We start from the raw sequence: 19,238 nt of genomic DNA, 5'->3' as shown, positions 1-19,238 counted from the left end.
CCGTAGCCTGCGCCCGCTCCCGCCCCGCCCGCCGTCCATGCCCCAGACCGCCCCGCCCACCGTGCCCCTCTGGCGCCGCGCCCTCGCCCGGGTGTGGGCCACGCTGAAGGTGGCCGTCGCTTGGGTGTACACGCGCCTGAAAGCTGCGGGCGGGGCGGTCTGGTCGAAGGTCCGCGATCCTAAGCTGTCGACGGCGAGGCGCGTCGCGTGGGGCGCGGGCGGGGTGGTCGGCGCGGGCGCCCTGGCCGGGGCCGCGCTCGCGGTCGGGCTGCTGTTCTACGGCCTCGTCCTGTGGCCGCTCACGCCCAGCGTGGGCGACCTGCGGAACGCCCGTGAGGTGGACCCGGCCGTCGTGCTCTCGGCCGACGGGACCGAACTCACGCGCTTTGCGCGCCGCAACCGCGAGTGGCGCACGCTCGACGAGATCTCGCCCCACGTCGTCGAGGCGCTCGTGGCGACCGAGGACCGCCGGTTCTACGCCCACTCCGGCCTCGACGCGCTCGGCGTGGGCGGGGCGGCGGCCGACGCGCTTACGGGGCGCGGCCTCCGTGGGGCCTCGACGCTCACGCAGCAGCTGGCGCGCAACCTGTTCCCCGACGCCATCGGGAACGCGCCGTCGGTCTCGCGCAAGATGAAGGAGGCCGTCACGGCGCTCAAGATCGAGCGGGTCTACACCAAGGACCAGATCCTCGAGCTCTACCTCAACACGGTCCCCTTCCTCTACAACGCGTGGGGCATCGAGATGGCGGCGCGGACCTACTTCTCGACGAGCGCCGGCGACCTCGACCGGCTCCAGGCGGCCACGCTCGTCGGCATGCTCAAGGGGACCTCGTCGTACAACCCGTACCGGAACCCCGACCGGGCGCTCGCGCGGCGGAACGTGGTCCTGGGGCAGCTCGTGGCCTACGGGGACCTGTCTGAAGCCGAGGCCGCCGCGCTCCGCGATGAGCCGCTCGGGCTGAAGTTCGAGCGGCAGCCGATGCAGCGGAGCCTCGCCCCGCACTTTACCGAGCACGTCCGCGTGCAGCTCGAGGGCTGGGCCGACGAGGCCGGCTACAGCCTCTACGGCGACGGCCTGACGGTCCACACGACGCTCGACTGGCGGCTCCAGAAGGCGGCGGCGGCGGCCGTCGAGACGTTCGGCGACGCGCTCCAGACGGTCGCCGACGTCGAGTGGGGCCGGGCCAGCGCCGACCGGCTCGGGCCGACGACGGCACCCTACGTCCGCGTGGCGCGGCAGACGCAGCCGTTCGAGCGGTTCTGGACGCTCCGCCGCGAGGCCGCCGACGCCTTCGTCGCCGAGACCGCCGCCTACCGCGCGGCCGTCGCGGGCGGGGCGGCGCCCGACGACGCGCTCGCCGCGCTCCGCGCCGACCCCGCGTTTCTCGACTCGCTCCGCCAGGAGAAGATGCGGCTGGAGGTGGCGCTCGCGGCCGTCGACCCGTCGACTGGCGAGGTCCGCGTGTGGGTCGGCGGCCGCGACTTCCGCGACTCGGCCTACGACCACGTGGGCCGCGCCAAGCGCCAGCCGGGGTCCACGTTCAAGCCGTTCCTCTACGCCCGCGCCCTCGAAGAGGGGTTCGAGCCCGACGACGAGGTGCCGGACGACGACGTCGAGATCACGCTCGACAACGGCGTTGTGTGGACGCCCACGAACGCGGGCGGGGCGGCGTCGGGCGAGCTCGTGAGCCTCCGCGACGGGCTCGCGCAGTCCAAGAACACGGTCGCCGCGCGGCTCGTCGAGGAGGTCGGCGCCCGCGACCTCGCGCGGACGGCCCGCCGCATGGGCATCCAGAGCAAGCTCGACGCGGTCCCCTCGCTCGCGCTCGGGACGAGCGACGTGTCGCTGCTCGAGATGACGAGCGCCTACGCGACCATCGCCGACGGCGGCGTCTACCGCGCGCCCGTCACCGTCACCCACATTACGGACCGCGACGGGAACGAGGTGGCCCGGTTCGCGCCCCCGCCCCGCCCCGCCCTCGACCCCGACGTGGCGACGGACCTGCTGGACATGATGCGCGGGGTGGTCGACGTCGGGACCGGCTCCGACGTCCGCCGCCGGTTCGGCGCGCGCGGCGACCTCGCCGGCAAGACGGGCACGACGCAGGACGGCGCCGACGGCTGGTTTTTGCTCATGCACCCCGACCTCGTGATGGGCGCGTGGGTCGGGTTCGACGACCCGCGTGTCACGTTCCGGTCGTCGTACTGGGGGCAGGGCGGCCACAACGCGCTCCGCGTCGTCGGCGACTTCTACCGGCGGGCAGAGCGCGACCGGCTCGTCGACCGGGCCGCCGTCTTCCCCCGCCCCGCCCCCAGAAGTGACGACGGCGACGGCGTCTTCGAGCGCTTCGCCTCGGCCGTCGCCGATTGGGCGGGTGGGCTGTTCGAGCGGGGCGGCGAGCGCGTCGCCGACGCGTGGAACGCGGACCGCCGGGACGGCGCCGACCTCCCCGATGGCTACGGCCCGCGCACGCCGAACCGGGCGGGGTGGCGCCCGGACCGCGCCGACGACCGCCCCGCCCGCCGCGACGACCACGAGGAGCGGGACGAGGCGGACGAGACGCTGTACGTCGACTCGGACTGGGTCGAGGACATCCTGGACCTCGACCGGATCGAGGACCCGCGCGTCCGCCGCGAGGCGCGGCGGGCGGTCCGGCAGGCCGTCCGCGAGGCGAACCGGGGCGCGGGCGACGGGCTCCGCGAGATCCGCCGCGCCCGCGACGAGGCCGTCCGTGACGCCCGCCGCGAGGTCGAGCGCGCCCGCGAGGACGCCGAGCGGGGCGGGCCGCTGTTCGAGGACGAGGAGGTCGAGGACGAGGGCGGCTTCGTCGTCGACGAGCCGGTCGAGGGCGGGGTGGGCACGCCGGAGGCCGCCCCGCCCGTGCCGCCGCGCGCGCCGGGCCGCGAGAGCGTGCCGCGCGCGGCGGGTCGGATCGGGTGGTAGGCCACCCCGCCCTCGCGGCTACGCGGCCACTCCTCCACTGATCCACGCTCCGCCACCCTGCGCGGGCGGGGCGGCCGCCCCGCCCCGCGGCTACGGCGCCACGTCGAGGGCGCCGGGGTCTACGTAGGTCTCCGTTTCGAGGATCAGCGCCGGCGCCGGGTCCGGGGCGGCGATAAGCTGGTAGGCCGCAACGAGGAAGGCGACGACGACGATGTTCGCGATCGCGATCGGGAGCAGCTTCTTCCAGCCCAGGTTCATGAGCTGGTTGTACTTGAAGCGGGGGAGCGTCCAGCGAATCCAGATAAAGCAGAAGGCGATAAACGACACCTTCACCAGGAAGGCCACGACCTGGAGCATCGTGAGGACCACCGCCGGGATCGCGCCCGCGTAGGCGGCCTCCCACGGGAGGAGGTAGCCGCCCAGGAACAGCGTCGCGATCAGGAGGGAGGCCACCCACAGGTTGACGTACTCCGCCAGGAAGAACATCCCGAACTTCATCCCCGAGTACTCGGTGTGGTAGCCGGCCACGAGCTCCTGCTCGGCCTCGGGCAGGTCGAACGGCGCCCGGTTCGTCTCGGCGAGCGCGCACACGGCGAAGACCACGAACCCGACCGGGTTGCGGAACCAGTTCCAGGCGAAGACGCCGGCGACCGGGTGGTTCTGGCTCTCGACGATGTCGAACAGGCTGAGGCTCCCGGCGTAGAGCACGACCGAGAGCGCGGCGGCGCCCATCGCCAGCTCGTACGAGATCATCTGCGCCGACGACCGGAGGCCGCCCAGGAGCGCGTACTTCGAGTTCGACGACCACCCCGCCAGCGTCACGCCGTAGACCGACACCGACGTCATGGCGAGCACGACGAGGAGCCCGACGCCGATGTCGGCGACCGCGAGCGGGTTGCCGGCCGGCGTCCGCGCCCACGGGATGAGCGCGCCCGTCGACATGGCGATGACGACCATGAGGACGGGCGCCAGGCTGTGGACGAACTCGTTCCCCTGCGCCGGCACGATGTTCTCCTTGAACATCAGCTTGAACACGTCGGCGAACGACTGGAACAGGCCGCCCGGCCCGACGCGGTTCGGCCCGTTCCGCTCCTGGATAAACGCCGACACCTTCCGCTCGGCGTAGACGAGCAGCGCCGCCGTCACCAGGAACAGGTTGAGCAGCAGGAAGATGACGATCGGGAGGTCGAGGACCTCCCAGACGGAGACGACGATGTCCATGCGTGCGCCCCTCCGGGGCAGGTTCGATGTATCGGGTGCAGGGTACGACCGGACCGGGGCCGCGGGCGGGGCGGCCCGTTAAGAGCAGGCAGGGAAAGGGGCGAGAGGGCCACCCGACCACCCCGCCCCCATCGAGCGTCTATCGAAACGAGGCGTGCCGTAGAGACGTCGCGCGTGGCGTCCGTGCGGGGCGGGGCGGCTCCTTCCTCCACCCCGCCCGAACCACCCCGCTCGCGGGCGGGGCGGGGCGGTCAGGCGCCGAGGGCCGGCACCTCCTCGCCCGCGTCGGAGGTCTCGAGCGGGACGCCGAGCGTGCCCATCGCCCCGTGCGTGGCGCCGTCGAAGCCGCCCCGCCCAGCGACCTCGGCCATGACGGCGGCCGGGCTCTTGTACGACATGGGGTGCCCGAGGACGGACGCGACCTCAGGGAGCACGGCCCACCCGGGCAGGCAGTCGATCTTGTTGTCCTCGTCGTGCCAGCGGTCGAACGGCGTCCCCACGCGGGCCGAGCGGCCCATGCCGGTCCCCAGCGCCATCATGAGCGCCCGGTTCATGGCGCGGACCATCTTGGCGGGGCGGAGCAGCTGCGCGCGGCCGTCCTCGTTCACGTACGTCCCGATCGTCTCGACCGACATCGTGATGGGCAGCGAGACGGTCGACGGCGTCTGGTTCGTCGTGTGCGTCGGGTGGAGGACGACGGGCGTGCCGTCGAGGTCGGCGGCCGAGACCAGGCCGTCGCCGACGAGGTCCTCGTGCAGCACGTAGACCAGGCGCGCACTCGCCACCCCGCCCGCGAGCAGCGCCGGGTCGGCGGGCTCCATGCCCAGCCGGCGGCAGCCCTCGGTGTTCGGGGCCGGGTCCGACGAGACCAGGAAGTCGTCGCCCTCCTGCTGCCCGCGACGGTCGACGAAGCGGGGCGGGGCGGCGCCGACGGCCTCGGCCAGCCGCATGAGCAGGTAGTTGTCCTCGACGGTCGCGTAGGGCGAGCCCAGGAACAGCGTGTCCGCCCCGCCCTCGCGGAGCAGGGCGGCGGCCTCGTTCCGGGCCGTCTCCCACGTCGTCGGGCGGCCGTTCAGGTGCGGGCCGCTCGCGCGGTCCTCGTTGTACGTCTTGTAGACGAGCCGGGCCACGTCGGGCATCCAGTACTCGTTGACGTCGAGGTTCTCGCGCGGCGTGATGCGGAGGACCTCGTTGTTCTTGGTCCAGACCGTCACGTTCGTGCCCGTGCCGTCGAAGTCCGAGACGGTCGGCGTCTTGTCCATCTCCCAGACGCGGGCCTGGAACCGGAAGTAGTCCTCGGTGAGCGCGCCGACCGGGCAGATGTCGGTCGTGCACATCGAGTAGGCGTCGTCGAACGACTCGCCCGGAGCCGTCATCGGGTAGTTGTTGTCGCCCCGGTTGATGATGGTCAGCTGGTGCGTCTCGGTCACCTCGGCCGTGAACCGGGTGCAGCGCGTGCAGTTGATGCACCGCTCGGCGTCGAGGACCACGTTCGGCCCGAGCTGGACGCGCTTGGGCTTGTGGACCTTCTCGAACTCGAAGCGCGAGCCCTCCGGGCCGTACTTGTACGCCTGGATCTGGAGCGGGCACTGCCCGGCCTGGTCGCAGATCGGGCAGTCGAGCGGGTGGTTGATCAGCATGATCTCCAGGTTCTCGGCCTGCGCGTTGGCGACCTCGACCTCGGAGAGCTGCGTGTGGACGACCATCCCGTCGGTCATGTCGAGCGAGCAGCTCGGCATCAGCTTCGGGGCGTAGTTGATCTTCTGGTTCCCGTCGTCGTCGAGGACCGGCTCCTTCGTCTCGCGGTCGAACATCGGCGTCCCCGTCTTGACGAGGCACTGCCGGCAGTTGGCCGGGACCGAGAGGGCGGGGTGGTAGCAGAAGTGCGGGATCTCCGTCCCGTGGTCGAGGCAGAACTGGAGGACCTTCTCGCCCTCCTCGAACTCGTACGTCTGCCCGTCGATGTGGACCTGCGGCATGGTGTGGGCTGATGCGAAAGGGTACGGGGTACAGGGTACGAGGTCCGGGCGCCTCGGGGCTGCACCCCGTACCCGGTCTCCCGTACTGCTACGCGTCGAGGCGCTCGGCGCCGGTGGCCGTCAGGACGAGCGAGCGCTCGGGCTCGGTGATGGCGGCGAGGGCCTCGGCGTCCGCCCCGCCGTCTTCGGCGTAGTGGCGCTGCTCCTCGACGGAGGCGGTCTCGACGGCGAGCCGCCCGGCGATGCGGTAGCGGTCGCCCGAGGCGTCGGTGGGGAACGTGAACACGTAGGCGCCGGCCTCGTCCTTGGGCACGACCACGCGGACGGTCTGGCCGTCGGCGCCGGCCAGCGTGAGCCAGCAGCCCATCTTCTGGCACACCTCGCGGGGCTCGCCCTCGACGACCACGTCCTGCCCGTCGAGCGCGTCGGCCTGGACGATCAGGTCGCCAGCAGAGAGCGCCGCCCCGCCCGGGACGGCCGCGCCGACGAGGACCACGTCCGCCGCCCCGCCCTCGGCGGGCGGGGCGGGGGCGTCGGCGCAGGCGGCGAGCCAGAGGGCGGGGAGCAGGAGGAGTCGGCGCATGGCGGGGAGGGGGCGCGGTCGGGCGGGGCGGCCGCTCGCGAAGACGGCGGGCGGGGCGGGGCGGACGGGCCGCTCGCGCGCTACGGCGTGCCGGTAGGCGTGATGGTCGGGTCGGTCACGGGCTCGACGTCGCCCGGCACGCTCGTCGGGTTGCCCGCGTCGGCGGCGCTGGGGACGCCCGGCGTGCTCACGTCGAGCGAGGCGCCGTCGCCCGATAGGTCGGCACCGTCGAAGGCGGTCGGCTTGCATTTGGCCTCGAACTCGTCGCGGAACCGGCGGATGCCCCAGCGGACGGGCCACGCGGCGGCGTCGGCGAGCGCGCACACGGTCCGGCCCTCCATCTGGTCACACAGGTCGAGCAGGAGGTCGAGGTCGCGCGTGTAACCCTCGCCGGCGTCGATCCGGGTCAACAGCTTTTCCAGCCAGCCCGTCCCGTCGCGGCACGGCGTGCACTGGCCGCACGACTCGTGGTGGTAGAAGTGGGCGATCCGCCGCGTGAAGGCCACCATGTCCGTGTCCTCATCCAAGAAACACGGGCAGCCGGTGCCCATCGAGCTCCCGGCCTCGCGGAGCGTGTCGCCGTCCATCGTCACGCCCTGCGCCATCTCCCACGTCAGGGGCGGGGTGGAGGAGCCGCCGGGGACGACGGCCTTGATCTTTTTGCCCCCGCGCGGGCCGCCGGCCGCCTCCAGGAGGTCGGTGAGCAGCATACCGGTCGGGTACTCGTAGACGCCCGGCTTGACGACGTGGCCCGAGACGCCGTACAGCACCGGCCCGGGGTGCTTCTCGGCGCCCGTCTGGGCGAACCACTCGGCGCCGCGGTTGACGATGAGCGGGACGTCGGCGAGCGTCTCGACGTTGTTGATCGTCGTCGGCATCCCCCAGATCCCCTTCTGGGCGGGGAAGGGCGGCTTGATGCGCGGGTAGGCCCGCTTGCCCTCCAGCGAGTTCATCAGCGACGACTCCTCGCCGCAGATGTAGGCCCCGGCGCCGGCGTGGACCACGAGGTCGAACGAGAAGTCGGTCCCCAGGATGTTCTCGCCCAGGTAGCCCTTCGCGTAGGCCTCGTCGACCGCCGTCTGCACGTGGTGGATGTAGTCGTCGTACTCGCCCCGGATGTAGAGGTAGCACGTCTTGATCGTCATCGCGTACCCCGCCAGCGTGATCCCCTCGATCATGAGGTGCGGGTTGTACTCGAAGATCTGGCGGTCCTTGAACGTGCCCGGCTCGGACTCGTCGCCGTTGCAGCAGAGGTAGCGCGGCTTCTCGGGGTCGACGGGCGGCATGAAGCTCCACTTGAGCCCGGTCGGGAAGCCCGCCCCGCCCCGCCCCTTCAGACCGCTTGCCTTGACCTCGTTGGTCAGCTCGGTCCGGTCGAACTTGCCGTCGCGGACGACGTCCTTGAGCGCCTTGTAGCCGTCGGCCTGGGCCTCGTAGACGTCGATCTTGTGGAGGTCCTTGATCGGCGGCAGGATGGCGCGCTCGTAGGTGCGCCAGTCGCCCGCCTTGGAGGCGCCGGTGATGAGGGTGTCAGCGTCGGCCATGGATCGGAGGGGTCGGTCGGAAAAGAGTCTAGCTGCGAACGCGCCGGGGCGGGGCGGCCGTGCGGGGCGGGGCGGCGTCCGCCGGCGGCACCGCGATGCCGGCGCGGCCGAGCGCCTCCGACACCGGGCCGCGCACGTCGAGCGCCGGGGCCGCCCGGAGGGCGGCCGCGCGGATGCGGCGGTCGGCGAGGCGGGCGCTCACGGGAGGAGGTCGGTGACGGCGACGGTGGCGTCGGGAGCGCCCAATGGCGAGACCGCCCCGCCCCGCCCGTGCGTCGCCTTGGTCCCGTACGCCCCGCCCGCGGGATCGCGGTGGACTTCCAAGATCTGATCCTGGAGGTTGACGATCCAGTATTCGGGAATACCTGCCTCCGCGTACACCTGAGCCTTCCGCACACGATCGCGAAGGAGACTGGAGTCGGCCACCTCAACGAGCAGGGCAATAGCCTTCGGCCCGGGGTGGGGGTCGTAGTCGCGTGGAGAGCCGAAGACGACCGCCACATCCGGCTCAGGCTCGGATAGGTCCGAGAGCGCAACGGGCTTCTCTTCCTGGACGAAGACGTCCGTCCCTAGGACGGCGCGCAGGGCTTGACCTACGAGGGTGGTAGCCACACGGTGCGGGCGGTTCTGTGGCATCTTGGGCACGATCTGACCGTCCAGCAGCTCCACCTTGTCGTCCGGCCCGAGCACGCCCGCCTCCACGATCCGGTCGTACTGCTCCCGCGTCCAGACCCAGTGCGGCTGCGGGGTCTCGATCTGGGGCGGGGCGGGGGCGGCGACGGGCATCCGGGCGGGGCGGCGCTAGTGGATCGTCCGGGAGACGGGCGGCGTCACGTAGCTCTCCGTCGCCTCGGCGTCGGTGCGGCGGTTGCCGCCCAGGTCGTCCTCGTCCTGGGGCAGCGTCACGGACTCGAACGGGACCTCCCGCCCCGCCCGCAGCGCCTCGATCAGGGCGTCCACCTTGGCCTCGGTGAGGTTGTGGACGTAGGGGCCGTTCGTGACCTGGAGCATCGGGGCCGAGCCGCACGCGCCGAGGCACTCGGCCTCCTGGACCGTGAACAGGCCGTCCTCGGTCGTCCCGCCCTTGGGCACGCCGAGCGTCTCCTCCAGGTAGTGCAGGAGGTCGTAGCCGCCGCACACCTGGCACGTAAAGCACGTGCAGACGTCGAGCACGTACCGGCCCTTCTCCTCCTTGAAGTACTGCGTGTAGAACGTGGCCACGCCGTACACCTTCGCGTACGGCAGCTCCAGGGTGTCGGCGACGAGGCGGATGACCTCGGGCGGGAGCCACCCGAACTTCCGCTGCGCGAGCCACAGCCCCTTCATGACCGCGCCGTCGGCCGTCGGGTACTGCTCGACGTACGTCTGCATCGTCTCCTTTTCCTCATCAGTCCAAACGAGGTCCGCGTCGGAAACGTGGCGCTCGGGCTCCACGCCCGGCACGTAGGGCGGCTTGGGCGAGGCGTCGCGGAGGTGGTCGCCGGGGGTTTCGGGAGTCATAAGAACGCTGAACGATGAATGACGAACGCTGAAGGGGTGCAGAGCGTGGAAGCTGGGCGCTTTATCGTTCCGCGTTCAGCGTTCAGAATTCGCTACTTGTCGGAGTCGCCGATGACGGGGTCGATGGAGCCGATGAGGACGACGGTGTCGGCCACCATCGCGCCCTCCATCATCGTCTCCAGGCCCTGGAGGTTCGAGAACGAGCCCGTGTTGGCCTTGACGCGCCACGGGCTGCCGGTCCCGTCGGAGACGAGGAAGAAGCCGAGCTCGCCCTTCGGGCTCTCGATGGCGTGGTAGCACTCGGCGCCCTTGGGCGGGGCGACGCCGGTGTCGGTCATCATGAAGTCGTGGATCATCCCCTCCATCGAGTAATAGACCTCGTCCTTGGAGGGGTATGCCGCCTTCGCGTTGTCGATGCGGACCGGCCCCTGGGGCAGCTTCTCCAGGCACTGCCGGATGATCTTGACCGACTCCTCCATCTCCTCGATGCGCACGAAGTAGCGGGCGAGCGAGTCGCCCTCGGTCCGCATCGGGATGTCGAAGTCGATCTGGTCGTAGACGAGGTAGGGCTCGAAGAGGCGGATGTCGTGGGGGACGCCCGACGCGCGGAGGTTGGGGCCGGTGTAGCCCTGCGCGATGGCCTCGTCAGCGCTCAGGATGCCCACGTCCTTGTTGCGGTCGACCCAGATCCGGTTCCGGTTGAGGAGCTTTTTCCAGTCCGCGATCTGGCGCTCGAACTCGTCGCAGAACGCGGCGATCATGGCGAGGGCCGTGTCCGAGAAGTCGAACGCGAGCCCGCCGATGCGGCTGTGCGAGACCGTAAAGCGGGCGCCGGCGATCTCGTCGAAGATGGAGTAGATCTCCTCGCGGTACTTGAACGTCCAGAGGAAGACCGAGAGCGCGCCGGCGTCCATGACCATGGTCCCCGCCCACAGGAGGTGGGCCGAGATGCGGGCCAGCTCGCACCCGATCGTCCGCAGCCACTGCGCCCGCTCCGGGACCTCGATGCCGGCCAGCTTCTCGACCGCGAGGCACCACGCCACGTTGTTCGAGTAGGGCGACATGTAGTCCATGCGGTCCGTGTAGGGCATGAACTCCTGGTAGGTCTTGACCTCGGCGAGCTTCTCGATGCCGCGGTGCAGGTACCCCAGGTCCAGCAGGCACTTGTCGACCGTCTCGCCGTCCAGCTGGCACACGATGCGGAGCGCGCCGTGCGTCGCCGGGTGCTGCGGGCCGAGGTTGAGGATCATCTTGGACTCCAGCGGGTCCTCGGCGATCATGGGCACGGCCGCCCCGCCCACGCCGTCGCCAGCGGTCGCCGCGGCCTCGAAGGCGCGCTCGTCGGCCTCCCGCTCGACGTAGGTGTGGCGGTCGTTGAGGGCCTTGTAGATGGCCGCCTGGTGACGGGGCCAGAACGTGAACAGGTCGTTGTTCGAGCCCGGCGCGGCGGAGTGGGCGGACGTGGTGCTTTGGTCGGTGGCGGCCATAACGGGGGGCGGGTGGGCAGATCGCGAGGGGGCGGGGCGGCGGCGTGTTCACCTGCCGCGTGCCGCCGTCTCACCGGCTACCCTTCGTCGGTGGAGAGGTCCTTCGGGATGAGGCCGTGCGCGCGGGGGTACGGGTCGAGCTGGAGGTCGCCGTCGGGGTGGTTCGGCGGGAGCGGGAGCGAGCCCGGGATGCCCAGCGTGGGGAATTCCTTCCGCAGCGGGTGGTACTCGAAGTCCTCGGGCATGTAGATCCGGCGCATGTCGGGGTTGCCGTCGAACCGGATCCCCATCATGTCCCACGCCTCGCGCTCGTGCCACCCCGCCCCCGGCCACACGTGCGTGACGGTGGGGACCGCGGGGTCGTCCTCGTCCACGCGGACCTTGAGGCGGATCCGCTTGCGGGCCTTGAGCGCGCACAGGTTGTAGACGACCTCGAAGCGGTCCTCCTCGGTAAAGCGGTCGACCGTCGCCATGTCGGCCATGTAGTCGAAGCCGACCTCGTCGCGGAGGAACAGGCACACGTCGGCGATCGCGTCGCGGTCGACGTAGACCGTCGTCTCGCCGGCGTAGCCGACGACCTCGCCGACCGCCCCGCCCTCGCCCCCGAAGCGGTCCTGGAGCGCCTGGATCACCTTCGGCACGACGGTCGACGCCTTGGCGTGCGGGTTCTCCGTCTGAAGCCGCTCCATCTCGCCGGCGAGCGCGGCGCGCGGCGTGAAGTGGAACTTCAGCGTCTGCGTCTGCTCCGCCGGGTCGACGAACGGGGCGCCGTCGGGGCCGCCCACGACGAGGTCGGCGCCCCGGGCCAGGGCGACCGACGGCGGCGGGATCACGTCGGGGGCGGCGGGGCGGTCGTCGCCGGCGTCCTCGTGGGGGTCGGGCGGGGTGGGCATAGGGGGGATGGGTGAGGGGTGACGAGTGACGGGCCTGAACCACCCCGCTCCCGCGTCGCGGGGCAGGAGCTCATCGCCCTTTACTCGTCGCTCATCGCTCGTTTTACGCGGTGACGACCTCGCCGTTGGGGCCGACGATCTGGCCCTCGACGAGCTGGTTGGACTCGTCCTTGAAGCGGACGTCCTTGGCGACGGACTCGGTCACGCGGATCTTCTCCTGGATGTCCATGAGCGCGTGGAGCACGGCCTCGGGGCGGGGCGGGCAGCCGGGGATGTAGACGTCGACGGGGAGGAAGTTGTCGATGCCCTGGACGACCCCGTAGCACCGGTGCATCCCGCCGGTCGAGGCGCACGCGCCCTGCGCGATGCACCACTTGGGCTCGGCCATCTGGTCCCAGATCCGGCGGACCGTGTGGGCCATCTTGTAGGAGCACCACCCCGCCACGATCATGAGGTCGGCCTGGCGCGGGCTGAACCGCATGGCCTCGGACCCGAACCGGGCCGCGTCGTACTTCGGCCCGGCGAACCCCATCATCTCGATGGCGCAGCAGGCGAGGCCCATCGGCATGGGCATGAGCGAGTTCGACCGCGCCCAGTTGATGACCGAGTCGACCGTGGTCGTGAGGAAGCCGCCGTCTTCGCTGAACATGGTGTGCGCGTGCTGTGTGCGGGAGTGTACCCGGGGGCGGGGCGGGTGTTCGCCCCACTCCGATTTTCAACCGGGACTGAAACAACGGCCGCGGGGGGCCGAGTGGCGTGTGGGCGAGCGCGAAGAAGAGACGCGGTGGAGCGGGCCGCGCCGCCCGAGACTCGCGGCCTCGCCCTCAGTCCCAGTCGATCCCGCCCTTTTTGACGTCGTAGATCAGGCCGACCACGAGGACGAAGAGGAACACGGCGATGACCGAGACCGAGATGAGCGCCGCCCCGCCCCCGGCGGCCAGGAAGGTGCGGAACGAGACGGCCCACGGGTAGAGGAACACGAGCTCGACGTCGAACACGATGAAGATCATGGCGACGAGGTAGAACTTGATCGAGTAGCGGTCGCGGGCGGTCCCGACCGGGTCCTGGCCGCTCTCGTACGGGCTCTTCTTGACGGCGCCCGGCTGGTACGGCCCGAAGTACTCCGCCACCTTCAGCAGCGTGTACGCGAGGCCGAACGCCATCACGATCATCAGGAACAGGGGCAGGAACTCGGTGATCATCGGCGGAGCCGGAGCGGCGTAGAGCGGGCCGAGAAGCTACCACCCCGCCCCGCCCGTCGGCGCCGCGCGCGGGCGGGGCGGGGTGGCTTCTTCGGGAAGCCGCGCGGGCGGACCCTCCCGCCCCGCCCCGTCGTTGAGCCGGCGCCCCGCCGCCCCGCCCATGCGCCTCCTCCCCGCCCTCCTCCTGCTCTCCGTCGCCGGGTGCCAAAGCACGCGCGACGTCCCGACGCTCGGCGGCGACCGCAACCCGGCCGAGGCCGTCGCCCTCGACGTGACGACGGCGGCGGACCTCGCGAGCCGGCTCGACGCGCTCGGGCTCGACCTCGCGTTCGTCTCGCGCACCGAGCCCAACGCGCGCGCCTCGGGCGGGGCGGCCTACGAGGTCGCCGGGGGCGGCGAGCTGTTCGTGTTCGAGTACCCGACCGCCGCCGCCCGCAACGCCGACATCACGTCGCTCGCGGCCTCGGGCGGGGCGGACACGTCGGTCTACGCCTACGGCGAGCGGCTCGTCGTCGTCTACGCGGGCGCGGACGCCGACGTCCGGGCTACGCTCGACGGGGCGCTCACGCCCGCTCCCCAACCGTAGCGCCGGCCGGGCGGAACCGCCCCGCCCCGCCCGTGTGGCGCTTATGCGGCAGTGCGGGCGGGGCGGCGCCCTCAGCCCAGCCCGACGCGCTCGAAGATCTCGTCGACGTGGGCCTGGTGGTAGGCTGGGTCGAAGGCGTCGGCGATCTGGACCGGGCTCAGGCGGTCGGCTACGCTGGGCGCCGCCTCGACGATCTCGCGGAAGCTCCGTCGCTCGCGCCACGCCTGCATCGCGAGCGGCTGGACGGCGTCGTAGGCGGCCTCGCGGCTGAGGCCGGTTTCGATGAGCATCAGCAGGAGGCGCTGGCTGTAGACGAGCCCATACGTCCGCTCCAGGTTCTCGGCCATCCGGTCGGGGTAGACCGTCAGGTTTTCGACGATCCGGGCGAGCCGGGCCAGCGCGTAGTCGAGCGCAGTCGTGGCGTCGGGCAAGATCACGCGCTCGACCGACGAATGGCTGATGTCGCGCTCGTGCCAGAGCGCCACGTCCTCGTAGGCGGCCACCATGTAGCCGCGGAGGAGCCGGGCCATGCCGGTCAGGTTTTCGGACCCGATGGGATTCCGCTTGTGCGGCATTGCCGAACTCCCCTTCTGCCCGGGCCGGAACGCCTCCTCGGCCTCCAGCACCTCGCTCCGCTGGAGGTGGCGGACCTCGACGGCGACCGTCTCGATGGTCGTGCCCACGAGCGCGAGCGCGCCCAGGTACTGCGCGTGGAGGTCGCGCGGGAGCACCTGCGTCGAGATGGGGGCGGGGCGGAGGCCCAGCCGCTCGCACGTCAGGCGCTCGACCTCGGGCGGGATGTTGGCGAACGTGCCCACCGCCCCGCTCAGCTTGCCCACGCGGACCGCCTCGGCGGCGGCGTCGAACCGGGCGAGGTCGCGCTGGACGGCGTCGTAGAACCGGGCCAGCTTGAGCCCGAACGTCGTGGGCTCGGCGTGGACCCCGTGCGTGCGCCCGACGGTGACGGTGTGCTTGTGCTCGACCGCGCGCTCGGCCAGAACGCCGGCCAGCCGCTCCACCCCGCCCCGCAGGATCTCGTTGGCGCGGAGCAGCCGGAGCGACTGCGCCGTGTCGACCACGTCTGACGACGTGAGCCCGTAGTGGACCCACTTCCGCTCCGGCCCCAGCGTCTCGGACACGGCCCGCGTAAAGGCGACGACGTCGTGGCGCGTCTCGGCCTCGATCTCGTGGATGCGGTCGACCGAGAACGAGGCGTCCCGGTACAACGTCTCGACGTCCTCGTGGGGAATCTGGCCCGTCGCCTCGGCCCACGCCCAGCAGGCGGCGAGCTCGACGTCGAGCCAGGCCTGGTACTGGGCCTCCTTGGTCCAGATGGCGCCCATCTCGGGGCGCGTGTAACGGTCGATCATAACGGGCGGGGCGGGAGATCGGGCGGGGCGGACCCAACGGTCAACCGCAACCTCGCGCCACCGCGGGCGGGGCGGGGGGAAGCCGGCGCCAAGACCACCGCGGGCGGGGCGGGAACAAGTAGCACGAGGCGTGTTACGTTAGCACGGCCCACGCTCTAATTGGCCAAAACATCCGGACCCTGAAGCGCATGATCTACGACCTGCTACCCACGACCATCCCTCCCGATGATCACCGACTTCTCGGATGACGCCACAGCCGACATCTACAACGGGAACGACACCAAGCGCGCTCGCAAGGCGCTTCCCCCTCAGCTCCACAGCGTCGCTATCCGCCGGCTTGACTACCTCGACGCCGCGGCTCGGCTGGACGACCTCCGAGTGCCTCCGGGAAACAGGCTCCACCCGTTAACCGGCGACCGTGCCGGGCAGCACGCCATTCGCATCAACGATCAGTATCGCATCTGCTTCGTCTGGACTCCCAACGGCCCCTCGCGCGTTGAGATCACCGACTACCACTAGGTAGAACGCACCTGATGCTTCAGGGAGCACACCCATGACTCGAATCCCCACCAACCGCCGGCCCACTCTACCCGGTGATATCCTGCTCCACGAGTTCCTCGAACCCATGGGGATCTCTCAGTCGGCGCTCGCGGCCGCCATTGGCGTCTCGTATCAACGGCTCAACGGCGTCATCCGAGGCCGCCGCGCGATGACGCCCTCGACAGCCCTCCGGCTCGCGCGCTACTTCGGGACGACCCCCGATGTGTGGCTCAACCTACAGCTCCGCGCGGACCTTTATGAGGTCGAGCGCGAGGAGCGCGAAGACCTTGAGGCGATCCAGCCTCTGGCTGCGGCCTGAACTCTACGCCTCGAGGCCAGACCACGACGGCTGTATACCCCGCCCCGCTCGTCCACAGCTCAGAGGCAAGCGCGCGTGAAGCCTGGGGCCATCCTGTGGGCGGTGAGGGACTCGAACCCCCGACCCTCTCGGTGTAAACGAGATGCTCTAACCATCTGAGCTAACCGCCCGGCGGCCCCGGAACAGACCGAGGCCGGCGCCGCGTGGCACCGGCCTCGGGGAGCGGGAAACCGGACTCGAACCGGCGACCCTCAGCTTGGGAAGCTGATGCTCTACCAACTGAGCTATTCCCGCACGCGCCCGGCCGTGACCGGAGCGGACGGCGAAGGTACGGCGCCCCCGCCCCGCCCGTCAAGACGCGCCCGCCGTGCACGGGCGGGGCGGCGTGAAGTCAACGTCGCTTCACGGCGGGGGCGGGGCGGTCCGGTATCTTCGCGGCTCTTCTGTCCACGCGCCGACCCGCGGCGCCGACTCACCCCGCACACGCGGCACACCGATGAAGCGCACCTACCAGCCCAGCCGCCGCAAGCGCGCCAACAAGCACGGGTTCCGCTCGCGCATGGCCACCAAGAACGGCCGCAACGTCCTCGCCCGGCGCCGGGCCAAGGGCCGCCACGACCTCACGGTCAGCGACACGAAGGCGAGCAAGTAGCTCCGCCGCCCCGCCCCCCGGGTTCGCCGTCGCGCCGCGTGCGGAGACACACGTTTCCCCGCACGCGCCGGCTCAAGCGCCGCCGGCTGATCCGGCCGCTCTTCGAGCGCGGCCGCGCCGACGTCGGCCGAGTCCGCGAGGGCGTCGTCGCGCTCCTGTACCGGGCCGTCCCGCGCGAGGCGCTCGGCCACGACGTCGGGCTCCAGGTCGGGTTCGCGCCCGGCCGCCGCGCACGGACTAACGCCGGCCGCACGCGGCTCCGCCGCCTGATGCGCGAGGCGTTCCGCCAGCACCAGGGGCCGCTGCTCGACCGGTTCGACGGGCGCCCCGACGCGCTCACCGTGATGGTCCTGTTCCGGGGACGCGAGGCGACGGCCTCCGCCGACCTCCGCCGCGACCTGCCCCGCGCGCTCGCCCGGCTCGCCCGGCGCGAGCTGCCCCCGGCCGCCGACGCACCCGCGGACCCGCCCCGCCCGTAAGGCCGGCCCGATAGGCCCCGCCCCCACCCCGCCCGCCTGTGGAACCCCAGGGACCCGACCGCACCGCCCTCCTCGGCATCCTCCTCATGTCCCTGATCCTGGGCGTGTGGATGGTGACGACTGCCCCCAGCCCCGAGGAGGTCGAGGCCCAGCGGGCGGCGGCCGACTCGGTCGCCGCCGCCGAGGCCGCCCGCGAGGCGCAGCCTCAGGCCGCCGAGCTCGCCCCGCTCGACGCCCCGCCCCCGGCGCCCGCCGACTCGGCCCTGTTCGGCCGCGCCGTCGGCGGCCCGGAGCGGACGGTGACGGTGCTCACCGACCGCTACGAAGCCACGTTCTCGACGCTCGGTGGGGCGCCCGTCAGCTTTAAGTTGAGGAACTACGACCGGGCGGGGACCGACGAGCCCGTCGACCTGGTGTCGGACGACGCCGGCGCACTCGCGCTCGAGTTCGTCCCCCCGCAGGGGTCCTACGTCGACACGCGGACGCTCTCGTTCACGCCCGTCGTGGACGGGCAGCCGTTCACCGGCGATACGCTCTACGTCGAGGAGGGCGAGGGCGAGATCACGTTCGAGGCGCGCGTCGGGAGCGGGGCGCTCCGGCTCGCCTACGGGTTCCACCACGACTCGTACGACGTCGACTTCCGCGTCGAGACGCCGGGCACCAACATCCTGAGCCAGAGCGGCGGCTACGAACTCGTCTGGAACGGCGCGCTGCCGGCCACGGAAGCCACCGTCGACGTGCAGCAGACGGGGGCCTACCTCAGCTCCGGCGGCGAGACCGAGAGCATCAAGATGGACGAGGAGGGCGAGGCCGAGCCCATGACGCGGACCGGCGACGTCGACTGGGTGGCGGTCAAGTCCAAGTTCTTTATCGCCGCGCTCATCCCCGAGGGGCGGGCGACCGGCGCCCAGCTCGAGGGCGTCCAGATCGGCGAGGTCGACGGCCCCAGCTTTGCCCAGGACTACACGGCCCGCGTCGAGATGCCGCGGCTCGCCGAGGGCGGGGCGGACGCGTTCACGCTCTACCTCGGGCCGCTCGAGATCCGCCGGCTCGCGGCCTACGGGCTCTACGACACGGTCGACTTCGGCTTTATCGGGTTCATGACGCGGCCCATCGCGCGCTACATCGTGGCGCCGGCCTTCGCGTTCCTCTCGACGTTTATCGCGTCGTACGGGCTCGTCATCATCGTCTTCGCCCTGCTCGTCAAGCTGCTGCTGTGGCCGCTGACGGCGGCGAGCTACCGGAGCGCGGCGAAGATGCGCGAGCTCCAGCCGCAGCTGGCCGACGTCAAGGAGAAGTACGGCGAGGACCCGCAGAAGCAGCAGGAGGCCATGATGCGGGTGTACAAGGAGGCCGGGGTGAACCCGCTCGGGGGCTGCCTCCCGATGCTGCTCCAGTACCCCATCCTGATCACGATGTGGACGTTCTTCCAGAACACGCTCGTGCTCCGGGGCGAGAGCTTCCTCTGGGCCGCCGACCTCTCGGCGCCGGACCCCGTGCTGTCGCTGCCGTTCTCGATCCCGTTCGTCGGAGACTTCCTCTCGGGCTTTACGATCCTGATGGCGGCGTCGATGGTGATCTCGATGAAGCTGTCGACGGGGTCCTCGACAGGCGCGGCCGGCGCGCAGCAGAAGGTGTTGATGTACATGATGCCGATCGTGTTCTTCTTCTTCTTCAACCGCTTCCCGTCCGGCCTCTCGCTCTATTACCTCGCATTCAACCTGTTCTCGATCGTCCAGCAGCGGCTCGTCAACAAGCAGGTCCACGAGGCCCACGTCGCCGGCGAGACGCCGGAGCTGGACCGGGCGGCGGACGTGGCCGAGCGGGCGGCGAAAAAGGGCAAGAACGGGAAGCGGCCCAAGCGGCCCGGCCGCCGCCGCACGACGACGCAGATGGTGTCGAACGGGAAGGGCCGCAAGCGGTAGACCGCCCCGCCCGC

The 19,238-nt window shown here is 71.4% G+C and carries 19 protein-coding genes and 2 tRNA genes; 7 read left to right on the top strand and 14 right to left on the bottom strand.

Going from position 1 to position 19,238, the window contains the following annotated elements; translation table 11 throughout:
- Positions 1–37 precede the first annotated feature (37 nt).
- A complete protein-coding gene (locus tag RM540_RS01215; protein ID WP_311661396.1) occupies positions 38–2,944 on the top strand; it encodes a penicillin-binding protein 1A in 2,907 nt (968 codons plus the stop codon).
- Between the two features lie 90 nt (positions 2,945–3,034).
- Here RM540_RS01215 and nuoH read toward each other — a convergent pair whose 3' ends face one another.
- The 11 genes from nuoH to RM540_RS01160 form a co-directional block, all read right to left on the bottom strand.
- On the bottom strand, positions 3,035–4,165 hold the full coding sequence (gene nuoH / locus RM540_RS01210; protein ID WP_311661394.1) for an NADH-quinone oxidoreductase subunit NuoH: 1,131 nt from the start codon (positions 4,163–4,165) through the stop codon (positions 3,035–3,037).
- 251 nt (positions 4,166–4,416) lie between these two features.
- Entirely contained in the window at positions 4,417–6,144 is a 1,728-nt protein-coding gene (locus RM540_RS01205; protein ID WP_311661392.1) for an NADH-quinone oxidoreductase subunit G, read from the bottom strand.
- Positions 6,145–6,232: 88 nt separating this feature from the next.
- On the bottom strand, positions 6,233–6,727 hold the full coding sequence (locus RM540_RS01200; protein WP_311661391.1) for a DUF4920 domain-containing protein: 495 nt from the start codon (positions 6,725–6,727) through the stop codon (positions 6,233–6,235).
- Between the two features lie 80 nt (positions 6,728–6,807).
- The gene (gene nuoF / locus RM540_RS01195) at positions 6,808–8,271 is read right to left on the bottom strand and encodes an NADH-quinone oxidoreductase subunit NuoF (protein ID WP_311661389.1); all 1,464 of its coding nucleotides are present in this window, start codon (positions 8,269–8,271) and stop codon (positions 6,808–6,810) included.
- Positions 8,272–8,299: 28 nt separating this feature from the next.
- Complete coding sequence (locus RM540_RS01190; RefSeq protein WP_311661388.1) at positions 8,300–8,473, bottom strand: hypothetical protein; 174 nt, start codon at positions 8,471–8,473, stop codon at positions 8,300–8,302.
- On the bottom strand, positions 8,470–9,057 hold the full coding sequence (locus RM540_RS01185; RefSeq protein ID WP_311661387.1) for a Uma2 family endonuclease: 588 nt from the start codon (positions 9,055–9,057) through the stop codon (positions 8,470–8,472). The genes RM540_RS01190 and RM540_RS01185 overlap by 4 nt, the downstream gene beginning before the upstream one ends.
- A 15-nt stretch (positions 9,058–9,072) precedes the next feature.
- Positions 9,073–9,771 (bottom strand): NADH-quinone oxidoreductase subunit NuoE family protein, encoded by a 699-nt coding sequence (locus tag RM540_RS01180; protein WP_311661385.1) that lies wholly within the window; start codon positions 9,769–9,771, stop codon positions 9,073–9,075.
- Positions 9,772–9,863: 92 nt separating this feature from the next.
- Entirely contained in the window at positions 9,864–11,258 is a 1,395-nt protein-coding gene (gene nuoD / locus RM540_RS01175; protein WP_311661383.1) for an NADH dehydrogenase (quinone) subunit D, read from the bottom strand.
- 77 nt (positions 11,259–11,335) lie between these two features.
- Positions 11,336–12,151: an NADH-quinone oxidoreductase subunit C gene (locus RM540_RS01170; protein WP_311661382.1), complete on the bottom strand. Its 816-nt coding sequence runs from the start codon at positions 12,149–12,151 to the stop codon at positions 11,336–11,338.
- Positions 12,152–12,254: 103 nt separating this feature from the next.
- Complete coding sequence (locus RM540_RS01165) at positions 12,255–12,800, bottom strand: NADH-quinone oxidoreductase subunit B (protein ID WP_311661380.1); 546 nt, start codon at positions 12,798–12,800, stop codon at positions 12,255–12,257.
- A 175-nt stretch (positions 12,801–12,975) separates the two neighbouring features.
- Positions 12,976–13,353 (bottom strand): NADH-quinone oxidoreductase subunit A, encoded by a 378-nt coding sequence (locus tag RM540_RS01160; protein WP_311661378.1) that lies wholly within the window; start codon positions 13,351–13,353, stop codon positions 12,976–12,978.
- 160 nt (positions 13,354–13,513) lie between these two features.
- On the opposite strand from RM540_RS01160, the gene RM540_RS01155 reads away from it, so the two are divergent.
- Positions 13,514–13,939 (top strand): hypothetical protein, encoded by a 426-nt coding sequence (locus RM540_RS01155; RefSeq protein WP_311661376.1) that lies wholly within the window; start codon positions 13,514–13,516, stop codon positions 13,937–13,939.
- Positions 13,940–14,010: 71 nt separating this feature from the next.
- Here the strand turns inward: RM540_RS01155 and purB are convergent, their stop codons facing one another.
- Positions 14,011–15,309 carry an adenylosuccinate lyase gene (gene purB, locus RM540_RS01150; RefSeq protein ID WP_311661374.1) on the bottom strand — a complete coding sequence of 433 codons (1,299 nt, stop codon included), beginning with the start codon at positions 15,307–15,309 and terminating at the stop codon, positions 14,011–14,013.
- Between the two features lie 225 nt (positions 15,310–15,534).
- Here purB and RM540_RS01145 point away from each other — a divergent pair, with 225 nt between their 5' ends.
- Positions 15,535–15,828 carry a type II toxin-antitoxin system RelE/ParE family toxin gene (locus tag RM540_RS01145; protein ID WP_311661373.1) on the top strand — a complete coding sequence of 98 codons (294 nt, stop codon included), beginning with the start codon at positions 15,535–15,537 and terminating at the stop codon, positions 15,826–15,828.
- A 34-nt stretch (positions 15,829–15,862) separates the two neighbouring features.
- A complete protein-coding gene (locus RM540_RS01140; protein WP_311661372.1) occupies positions 15,863–16,168 on the top strand; it encodes a HigA family addiction module antitoxin in 306 nt (101 codons plus the stop codon).
- A 96-nt stretch (positions 16,169–16,264) separates the two neighbouring features.
- On the opposite strand, the gene RM540_RS01135 is transcribed toward RM540_RS01140, so the two are convergent.
- Together RM540_RS01135 and RM540_RS01130 are read right to left on the bottom strand one after the other, a co-directional pair.
- Positions 16,265–16,338, bottom strand: a tRNA-Val gene (locus RM540_RS01135).
- 51 nt (positions 16,339–16,389) lie between these two features.
- A tRNA-Gly gene (locus tag RM540_RS01130) sits at positions 16,390–16,462 on the bottom strand.
- A 202-nt stretch (positions 16,463–16,664) separates the two neighbouring features.
- Between RM540_RS01130 and rpmH the strand changes: the two genes are divergently transcribed.
- Genes rpmH through yidC form a run of 3 tightly spaced genes read left to right on the top strand, consistent with a single transcriptional unit; the run spans position 16,665 to position 19,224 of the window.
- On the top strand, positions 16,665–16,820 hold the full coding sequence (rpmH, locus tag RM540_RS01125; RefSeq protein WP_311661370.1) for a 50S ribosomal protein L34: 156 nt from the start codon (positions 16,665–16,667) through the stop codon (positions 16,818–16,820).
- A gap of 38 nt (positions 16,821–16,858) precedes the next feature.
- A complete protein-coding gene (locus tag RM540_RS01120; protein ID WP_311661368.1) occupies positions 16,859–17,299 on the top strand; it encodes a ribonuclease P protein component in 441 nt (146 codons plus the stop codon).
- A gap of 38 nt (positions 17,300–17,337) precedes the next feature.
- Entirely contained in the window at positions 17,338–19,224 is a 1,887-nt protein-coding gene (yidC, locus tag RM540_RS01115; protein ID WP_311661367.1) for a membrane protein insertase YidC, read from the top strand.
- Positions 19,225–19,238: the final 14 nt, after the last annotated feature.

The sequence above is a fragment of the Rubrivirga litoralis genome, assembly GCF_031846415.1.
GTDB lineage: Bacteria > Bacteroidota > Rhodothermia > Rhodothermales > Rubricoccaceae > Rubrivirga > Rubrivirga litoralis.
This window is presented reverse-complemented; position numbering and strand designations above follow the sequence as displayed.